The following is a 7,767-nucleotide window of genomic DNA, read 5'->3' as shown; positions in this document are numbered from 1 at the left end:
CTCCGGGCGCTTCCCTTCGGTGTTTCCGACTCTATCAGATCCTTTTCCGTGCCGTTTCCGGCCCGTTTTCGTTTCCGAATCCCCTGTCGGCGGGGTGTTCACTACTTTAGCGGATTTCCCGTCCCGCTCATAATCGAGCCGATCCGATCCATATTTCGGCACAGCGAAACAGGACCCCGATCCGGGGAGCTCCTCGTGAGTAGTGATTGTGCCGCTCATCGGACGCGCACGACGGCGCAGCCCGCCTCAAGCGGCTCGGGCTACATTAGGCCCTCGCCGCCGCGGAGTCAAGCACCGCTCAAGCGCGGCTGCTGCCCCGGTTGCGCGGCACATGGGCCCGGTAGGGGCTGACCGTCCGGTCGCCGTCGGCCCAGAAGCGCCAGGGGTGTGTCGCGCCCTCGCCGCCGACCCCGGTGCGGGGGCCGTTGCGGATACGGGAACGGGCGACGGGGTGGCCGGCGAGGATGCCGAGCGGGGCTTCCGGGCCCGCGCAGACGTCGGTGCCGTTGAGGGAGCGGTCGACGTCGAGTGCCGTGGCGAGGCGGGCCGGGCCCTGGGCGAGTTCGCGGTCGGCCCGGGCCTTGGGGCGGCGCCTGCGGGCGAGGTCGGCGCCCCGGATCACCTCGCCCGCGCGCAGCAGGACGCCGCTCGCGGTGCCCTCGGGGCCGCAGACGAGGTTGAGGCTGAACCACATGCCGTAGATGAAGTAGACATACGCATGGCCCGGGGGTCCGAACATCGACGCGTTCCGCTCGGTACGACCGCGGTAGGCGTGCGACCCCGGATCGGCCTCCCCCGCGTAGGCCTCGACCTCAGTGATCCGGAGTTCGATCGGCCCCTCGGGGGTCGTACGGACCAGGGTGCGGCCGAGGAGTTCCGGGGCGACCTCCAGGACGGGGCGGTCGAAGAAGCCCCGGTCCAGCGGGGTGCGGTCAGGCGCGGACGTCATGCCGCTCGAGCGTAGTGGACCCCGGTGGCCGGGCGGGGCACACCAGCCCCCGCCCGGTCCTCCCCCGGGGCCGTCACGACAGGAGGACGGTCAGGGGCGCCTCCCGGTCCGCCCAGAAGTCCACCGCGTCGGCCAGGACCGATTCCGCCGTGCGCGCGGCGCCGGGGGCGGCCGCGGCGAAGGCGTCCCAGTCCTCGGCGATCAGCAGGTAGCCGCGGAACTTGCCGGTCTCGCGCCACCAGGACAGGTCCATCAGGCAGTCGGCGAGGGCGTCCCAGTTGCGGCCGAACCACTCGGGGAGGTCGAGCTCGGCCGCGCACCGTTCGAGGAAGGACGTCTTGTCCTGGACTCCTTCGAGGCGCAGACGGGCCACCCGCCAGTCGGCCTCGGCGGCGGCCGCGGCGATGTGGGCGGGGGAATCGGCGGGCGGGAGCCGGTAGACGCCCGGCCTGGTGGGGCCGTTGAGGAGTGCGGGGAGCCCTGGAGCGGGCAGGGGGCCGGTCATTGCACCACCGCCTCGAAGGTCTTGTAGTGGTCGTCGGTGTAGTAGCGCTCGTCGTGACTGCCCGTGATGATGCGGCGGGCACCGCGGTTGCCGGCGCCCGGGGTGGGGACCGTGTACTCGTGGTAGTAGCCGCGGGTCTGCTTGGGCAGCCGGTTCTCGTAGTTGCCGAAGACGATGCCGTCCCGGTCGTACGGGAAGGGTCCGCCCTTCCTGATGAGTTCGAGGGTACGGCGTGCCTCGGGAGGCAGCTTGTCCTCGGTGACGGTCTTCATGCCCTTGGCCCACGACGGCGTACCGCCGGACGGCTGCTGAGGGGCCGTCGAGTGGGAGTGGGACGTGGACGGGGACTTGTCGGTCTTGTGTCCGCTGTGGGAGGAGCAGGCGGGCAGGAGCAGCAGCACGGCTCCGGCGAGGAGCGCGGTCAGTGCGCGCATGACACTTCTATACACACTTCGATGCACACCTCGTATGGTCGCAGCCGTTGCTGACATGCCCTCGTTAGGCTGGCGCTTTCATCTTTCCCGCGCGTACAGGAGGTGTCCTGCGTGTCAGGCGTATCCGAGCAGAAGCGGCGGCCGCTGCCCCACGATTTCCATCCGGCGGTGCCGTCGTTCACGGTGGTCAGCGATGACGTGAGCCCGGGGGCGGTGCTCAGGAGCGATCAGGTCTTCAGCGGGGGCAACATCTCGCCGCACCTGCGCTGGGAGGGCTTCCCGGAGGGCACGAAGAGCTTTGCGGTGACGTGCTTCGACCCGGACGCGCCGACCGGGAGCGGTTTCTGGCACTGGGTGCTCTTCGACATCCCGGCGGACGTGACCGAGCTGCCGGCGGGCGCCGGGAGCGGGGAGATGAAGGGTCTGCCGGCGGGCGCGGTGCACGTGCGGAACGACTACGGGACGCGGGACTTCGGCGGTGCCGCGCCGCCGCCCGGGGACGGTTCGCACCGCTACGTCTTCACGGTGTACGCGGTCGACAAGGAGAAGCTGGGACCGGACGAGACCGCCTCGCCCGCGGTCGTGGGCTTCAACCTGCGGTTCCATGCGCTGGCCCGGGCGCAGCTGATCGGCGAGTACGAGAACCCCGCGGCCGGCTGACGGGTCTTCGCAGGCTGCGGCGACCGGAAAATCCGTTGCGCCCCGCTGGCCCCGGATCGCACAGTGGTGCATGGCTGACGGCTTCTTTCAGGGCCGTCGGGCAGTGGACACCGCAGTGCGGGGGCGGCAGGGCGCGCGTATACCGTGCGCCGGCCGTCTGCCGGAGGCCGGTCCTCCGTGGCCGGGTGGCCGCGTCTGCTGCTGTGCGCTCCGGGCCCGCGTTTCGCACGGGGGAAGGGCCCGGAGCGTTCCCCCGTTTCCCCATGCGCCGCCGCGTCTTCACGCCATGGCCAGCTGACGATCAACTTCCCTTTCCCGTAACGAAATTGCGTTGTTCCCGTCCCACTGCCCCGGCAGAGTTGAGCCATCTTTGCCGCGGGGGCGAAGAGCGGTCCGGGAGGTGGACGGGATGCGGGAGACGCTGGTGCTCAATGCGGGTTTCGAGCCGTTGGCGACGGTGTCGCTGCGACGTGCGGTGGTGCTCGTCCTGCAGGACAAGGCCGTTGTGGAGCGGGCACATCCCGGGCTGCGGGTGCGGGCTTCGGCGGTGGAGATGCCGGTGCCCCAAGTGATCAGGCTCTGCCGGTACGTGCGGGTGCCGTTCCGACAACGGGCGCCGTGGTCGCGGCGCGGGGTGCTGGTGCGTGACCGGCACCGGTGCGCGTACTGCGGGCAGCGTGCGACCACGGTCGACCATGTGGTGCCGCGGGCGCACGGGGGCCAGGACACCTGGCTGAATACGGTCGCCGCCTGTGCGGCGGACAACCACCGCAAGGCGGACCGCACTCCGGAGCAGGCGGGGATGCGGCTGCTCAGCCGTCCGTTCGAGCCGACGCCCGCCGATTCGCTGCTGCTCGCGCTCGGCCTGGACGAACGGGATTGGTTGACCGCGGTGGCCTAGTGCCTCGGGGCGCTGCGCTTACCTCAGCAGCATCTGGACGATCGCCACCACGCCCACCGCGACGATGACTCCGCGCAGTGCGGTGGGCGGGAGGCGGCGGCCGATTCTGGCGCCGAGCTGGCCGCCGAGTGTGGAGCCGGCGGCGATGAGCAGGACGGCCCTCCAGTCGAAGGAGGCTACGAAGAGGAAGAACAGCGCGGCCACGCCGTTGACGACGAGGGCGAGGACGTTCTTGAGCGCGTTGATGCGCTGCAGTTGGTCGCTGAGCAGCAGGCCCATGAGCGAGAGGTACATGACGCCCTGGGCGGCGCCGAAGTAGCCGCCGTAGGCGCTGGCCAGCAGGAGGCCTATCAGCAGGACGGGTCCGCCGTGGGCGGGTGCCTCGGTGCCGTTGCGCTCGTGGCGGCGGGCGAGGGCGCGAGCGAGGCGGGGCTGCAGGACGACGAGCACGAGGGCGAGGCCGATGAGGGCCGGCACGATGGTGTCGAAGGCCTTGGACGGCAGGGCGAGCAGCAGGACGGCTCCGGCGAGGCCGCCGACGAGGGCGGTGCCGCCGAAGAGGGCGATGCGGCGGCCCTGGCCGCGCAGTTCGCGGCGGTAGCCGACGACGCCGCTGATGTTGCCGGTGACGAGGCCGAGGGTGTTGGAGACGTTGGCGGTCACCGGCGGCAGCCCGGTGGCGAGGAGCACCGGGAAGGTGAGGAGGGTGCCCGAGCCGACGATGACGTTGATGGTGCCCGCGCCGATGCCGGCGGCGAAGACCGCGAGTGCTTCCCAGATGGACAAGGCCATCTCCTTCTGATCAGTGTGCCGCCTCCCCGCCATGAGAGGTCGGGGGGCCGCACTGATCATGGATCACGGGGGAAGGAGGGGGAAGCGCTGCGCTGTTCAGTCGATCGGCGGCTCTTCGCGGCGCGGGGTCTCCTTGGTCATCTTCGGGCCGCCCATGGGGCCGAGGTTGCCGACGGCTCCGCTGAGGCCCTTGAGGGCGTCGCCGATCTCGCTGGGCACGATCCAGAGCTTGTTGGCGTCGCCTTCGGCGATCTTCGGCAGCATCTGGAGGTACTGGTAGGAGAGCAGCTTCTCGTCGGGGTCACCCGCGTGGATGGACTCGAAGACGGTGCGGATGGCCTGGGCCTCGCCCTCGGCGCGGAGTGCGGCGGCGCGGGCCTCGCCCTCGGCGCGCAGGATGGCGGACTGCTTCTCGCCCTCCGCGGTGAGGATCTGGGACTGGCGGATGCCCTCGGCGGTGAGGATGGCGGCGCGCTTGTCCCGGTCGGCGCGCATCTGCTTCTCCATCGAGTCCTGGATGGATGTGGGCGGTTCGATGGCCTTGAGCTCGACGCGGTTGACGCGGATGCCCCACTTGCCGGTGGCCTCGTCGAGGACGCCGCGCAGAGCCGCGTTGATCTCCTCGCGGGAGGTGAGGGTGCGCTCCAGGTCCATGCCGCCGATGATGTTGCGCAGGGTGGTGACGGTGAGCTGCTCGATGGCCTGGATGAAGCTGGAGACCTCGTAGGTGGCGGCCCGGGCGTCGGTGACCTGGTAGTAGATGACGGTGTCGATGTTGACGACCAGGTTGTCCTGGGTGATGACCGGCTGCGGCGGGAACGGGACGACCTGCTCGCGGAGGTCGATCCGGTTGCGGATGGAGTCGATGAAGGGGACGACGATGTTCAGGCCGGCGTTGAGGGTGCGCGTGTAGCGGCCGAAGCGCTCGACGATGGCGGCGCTGGCCTGCGGGATGACCTGGACCGTCTTCATGAGGGCGATGAAGACGAGCACCACCAGGATGATCAGGACGATGATGATCGGTTCCATCGAGGCTCCCCACGCCTTGGTCGTTGATCGCGGTCTTTGATCGTGATGTGGAGTCTTTCAGATCGCGTGCCCGTGTGCAGGCGTTGGGCCCACATCCCGGTCACATCACCACGGCTGTCGCGCCGTCGATCTCGATGACGTCCACCTGCTGGCCCACGTCGTAGCTCCGGTCGGTGTCGAAGGAGCGGGCCGACCAGATCTCGCCCGCGAGCTTGATGCGCCCTCCGGAGCCGTCGACCCTTTCCAGCACGGTCGCCTGACGGCCTTTCAGGGCCTCGACGCCGGTCGCCAGCTCGGGCCGCCGGTCGCGGTGCCGGTTGGCGATGGGGCGGACGACGGCGATGAGGGCGACGGAGACGACGGCGAAGACCACGAACTGGATCACGGTGCCGCCGCCCAGCTTGGAGGTGACGGCGGCGGCGACGGCCCCGGCGGCCAGCATGCCGAACTCGGGCAGCGCGGTCACGATCAGCGGAATGCCCAGTCCGACGGCGGCCACGAGCCACCACACCCATGTGTCCACGTGGTCATGGTAGGCGTGCGGCCCGCGCCCGGGACAGAGCGCGGGCCGGTGACCCGGCGGACCGGGGTCAGGAGAGCGGCAGGCCCCGGGCGGTCCAGCGGTCGCCGTTGCGCTCGACGACCAGGGGGAGGCCGAAGCAGTGCGAGAGGTTGCGCGAGGTGAGCTCGAGCTCGATGGGGCCGGCGGCGAGCACCTTGCCCTGACGGATCATCAGGACATGGGTGAAGCCGGGGGCGATCTCCTCGACGTGGTGGGTGACCATGAGCATCGAGGGCGCGAGGGGGTCGCGGGCGAGCCGGCCGAGGCGGCGGACCAGGTCCTCGCGGCCGCCGAGGTCGAGGCCCGCGGCGGGCTCGTCGAGCATCAGCAGCTCGGGGTCGGTCATCATCGCGCGGGCGATCAGGGTGCGCTTGCGCTCGCCCTCGGAGAGGGTGCCGAACTTCCGGTCCAGGTGGTCCGTCATGCCGAGCACGTCGAGGAAGGCGCGGGCGCGCCGCTCGTCGACCTCCTCGTAGTCCTCCTGCCAGGTGGCGGTCATGCCGTAGGCGGCGGTGAGGACGGTCTGCAGCACGGTCTGGCTGCGCGGCAGCTTGTCGGCGAGGGCGATTCCGGCCACGCCGATGCGCGGGCGCAGCTCGAAGACGTCGACGGCGCCGAGCTTCTCGCCGAGGATCGTCGCGGTGCCCTTGGTCGGGAAGAGGTAGCTGGAGGCGACATTGAGGAGGGTGGTCTTGCCGGCTCCGTTGGGGCCGAGGATGACCCAGCGCTCGCCCTCCTTGACCGACCAGGAGACCTGGTCCACCAGAGCCCGGCCCTCGCGGACCACGGATACGTCCACCAGTTCCAGCACTTCGCTCATGAGCGCGTTGTCTCCCATTGCAGTCTCGGTCGCCGCCTGCGCCTGCGGACGCAGTCTCCAGGGAAAACCTACGCCACCGGTCGAGGGTGCCAGTCCTTAGGCTGGGGCCATGCTCGTCGAACATCGCTCAGGGCGGCTCGCCGCATGGGGAAATGCCCTTCTTGCCGGGTTTGTCGCGCCGGATGACGCGGCGCACCACATCACCGCGGACGACGCCGTCCACCGTGTCGCCGGACTGCCCGGGGAATCCGGCCCGGTCGGCCTGACCCTCGCACTCGGACGGCTGCGGGCGCTCGGCGCCACCGGGCTGCGGCTGGCGCTGCCGGTACCGGGACACCCGCTGGGGCTCAGCGGGCCGCCGGAGTTCAATGCGCGCGCGATGGAGGCCGAGGAGGCGGTCGTCGTCTCGGGCGTGGCGCTCGGGCTCGTGCCGGAGGTCGCCGAGGCGGGTCCGGCGGGTGATGTGCACGTGGAGGTCGTCTGGCACTGCCTGCCCGTACGGGAGGCGCCGCCCGCGGACGTGCCCTCGCTCGGGGAGGCCGAGCGCGAGCTGGCCGAGGCGCTGCGCGAGGCGACGGAGGTGCTCACCCGGCTCGACGTCGCGGGCTCGGGACCGGTGGCCCAGGCCGCCCTGGAGGCCTACCGGGCGCGTGCGGAGGCGGGCCGCGAGGTGCTCGCCCCGGGCTATCCGCCGCGTGCGGTACGGGTGCTGGAGCTGGCGCAGCGGGTGGGCGCGCTGGTGTCCATCGCGTACGAGCCCGGCGACCGCGAGGGCCGGGAGCACGGCGGCGCGGTGAGCGCCTCGGAGATCGCGGCGCGGGCCGCGGCGCTGCGGCCGGTGGAGCGCACGGCGCGGCGGGCGCAGGTGGCCGCGTACAACGCGCCCGTGGAGGAGCGGGAGCGCGGGAGGCACTGACCCGCCCCCGGCAGCGGGAAGGCCCCGCGGAACGCGTGTCCGCGGGGCCTCGCCCTGTGCCGGCGGAATGCCGTGGAGGGGGTCAGTCCTCGTCGTGGTGACCCTCGTCGTGGTGACCCTCGTGACCCTCGTGGTGGTGGCCCTCGTGGTGGTGGACGTGGATGTGACGCACCTCGTGGTGCTCCTCCTCCACCGAGGC

General features: G+C 71.2%; 10 protein-coding genes. 3 read left to right on the top strand and 7 right to left on the bottom strand.

Annotation, left to right across the window (positions count from 1 at the left end):
- Positions 1-298: 298 nt before the first annotated feature.
- The 3 genes from HG542_RS26865 to HG542_RS26855 form a co-directional block, all read right to left on the bottom strand.
- A complete protein-coding gene (locus HG542_RS26865) occupies positions 299-949 on the bottom strand; it encodes a DNA-3-methyladenine glycosylase (RefSeq protein ID WP_171085823.1) in 651 nt (216 codons plus the stop codon).
- A 73-nt stretch (positions 950-1,022) separates the two neighbouring features.
- Positions 1,023-1,454, bottom strand: coding sequence for a barstar family protein (locus tag HG542_RS26860; RefSeq protein WP_171085821.1), 432 nt, complete (start codon positions 1,452-1,454; stop codon positions 1,023-1,025).
- Positions 1,451-1,888 (bottom strand): guanyl-specific ribonuclease, encoded by a 438-nt coding sequence (locus tag HG542_RS26855; RefSeq protein WP_171085819.1) that lies wholly within the window; start codon positions 1,886-1,888, stop codon positions 1,451-1,453. The genes HG542_RS26860 and HG542_RS26855 overlap by 4 nt, the downstream gene beginning before the upstream one ends.
- A gap of 111 nt (positions 1,889-1,999) precedes the next feature.
- Between HG542_RS26855 and HG542_RS26850 the strand changes: the two genes are divergently transcribed.
- Both HG542_RS26850 and HG542_RS26845 read left to right on the top strand, forming a co-directional pair.
- Positions 2,000-2,548 carry a YbhB/YbcL family Raf kinase inhibitor-like protein gene (locus HG542_RS26850; RefSeq protein WP_171085817.1) on the top strand — a complete coding sequence of 183 codons (549 nt, stop codon included), beginning with the start codon at positions 2,000-2,002 and terminating at the stop codon, positions 2,546-2,548.
- A 409-nt stretch (positions 2,549-2,957) separates the two neighbouring features.
- The gene (locus HG542_RS26845; RefSeq protein ID WP_171085815.1) at positions 2,958-3,449 is read left to right on the top strand and encodes an HNH endonuclease; all 492 of its coding nucleotides are present in this window, start codon (positions 2,958-2,960) and stop codon (positions 3,447-3,449) included.
- An 18-nt stretch (positions 3,450-3,467) separates the two neighbouring features.
- On the opposite strand, the gene HG542_RS26840 is transcribed toward HG542_RS26845, so the two are convergent.
- The 4 genes from HG542_RS26840 to HG542_RS26825 all read right to left on the bottom strand — a co-directional run bounded on the left by HG542_RS26840 (position 3,468) and on the right by HG542_RS26825 (position 6,670).
- A complete protein-coding gene (locus HG542_RS26840) occupies positions 3,468-4,235 on the bottom strand; it encodes a sulfite exporter TauE/SafE family protein (RefSeq protein ID WP_229922683.1) in 768 nt (255 codons plus the stop codon).
- A 102-nt stretch (positions 4,236-4,337) separates the two neighbouring features.
- The gene (locus HG542_RS26835) at positions 4,338-5,270 is read right to left on the bottom strand and encodes an SPFH domain-containing protein (protein WP_171085811.1); all 933 of its coding nucleotides are present in this window, start codon (positions 5,268-5,270) and stop codon (positions 4,338-4,340) included.
- Between the two features lie 100 nt (positions 5,271-5,370).
- Complete coding sequence (locus tag HG542_RS26830) at positions 5,371-5,793, bottom strand: NfeD family protein (protein WP_227726850.1); 423 nt, start codon at positions 5,791-5,793, stop codon at positions 5,371-5,373.
- A 67-nt stretch (positions 5,794-5,860) separates the two neighbouring features.
- Positions 5,861-6,670 (bottom strand): ABC transporter ATP-binding protein, encoded by an 810-nt coding sequence (locus tag HG542_RS26825; protein WP_171085808.1) that lies wholly within the window; start codon positions 6,668-6,670, stop codon positions 5,861-5,863.
- A 91-nt stretch (positions 6,671-6,761) separates the two neighbouring features.
- On the opposite strand from HG542_RS26825, the gene HG542_RS26820 reads away from it, so the two are divergent.
- On the top strand, positions 6,762-7,568 hold the full coding sequence (locus HG542_RS26820; protein ID WP_171085806.1) for an Rv1486c family protein: 807 nt from the start codon (positions 6,762-6,764) through the stop codon (positions 7,566-7,568).
- Positions 7,569-7,767: the final 199 nt, after the last annotated feature.

Source organism: Streptomyces morookaense, from assembly GCF_013030945.1.
Lineage (GTDB): Bacteria > Actinomycetota > Actinomycetes > Streptomycetales > Streptomycetaceae > Streptomyces > Streptomyces morookaensis.
Note: the sequence above shows the minus strand (reverse complement) of the source record. Positions and strands in the feature narration are given on the sequence as shown.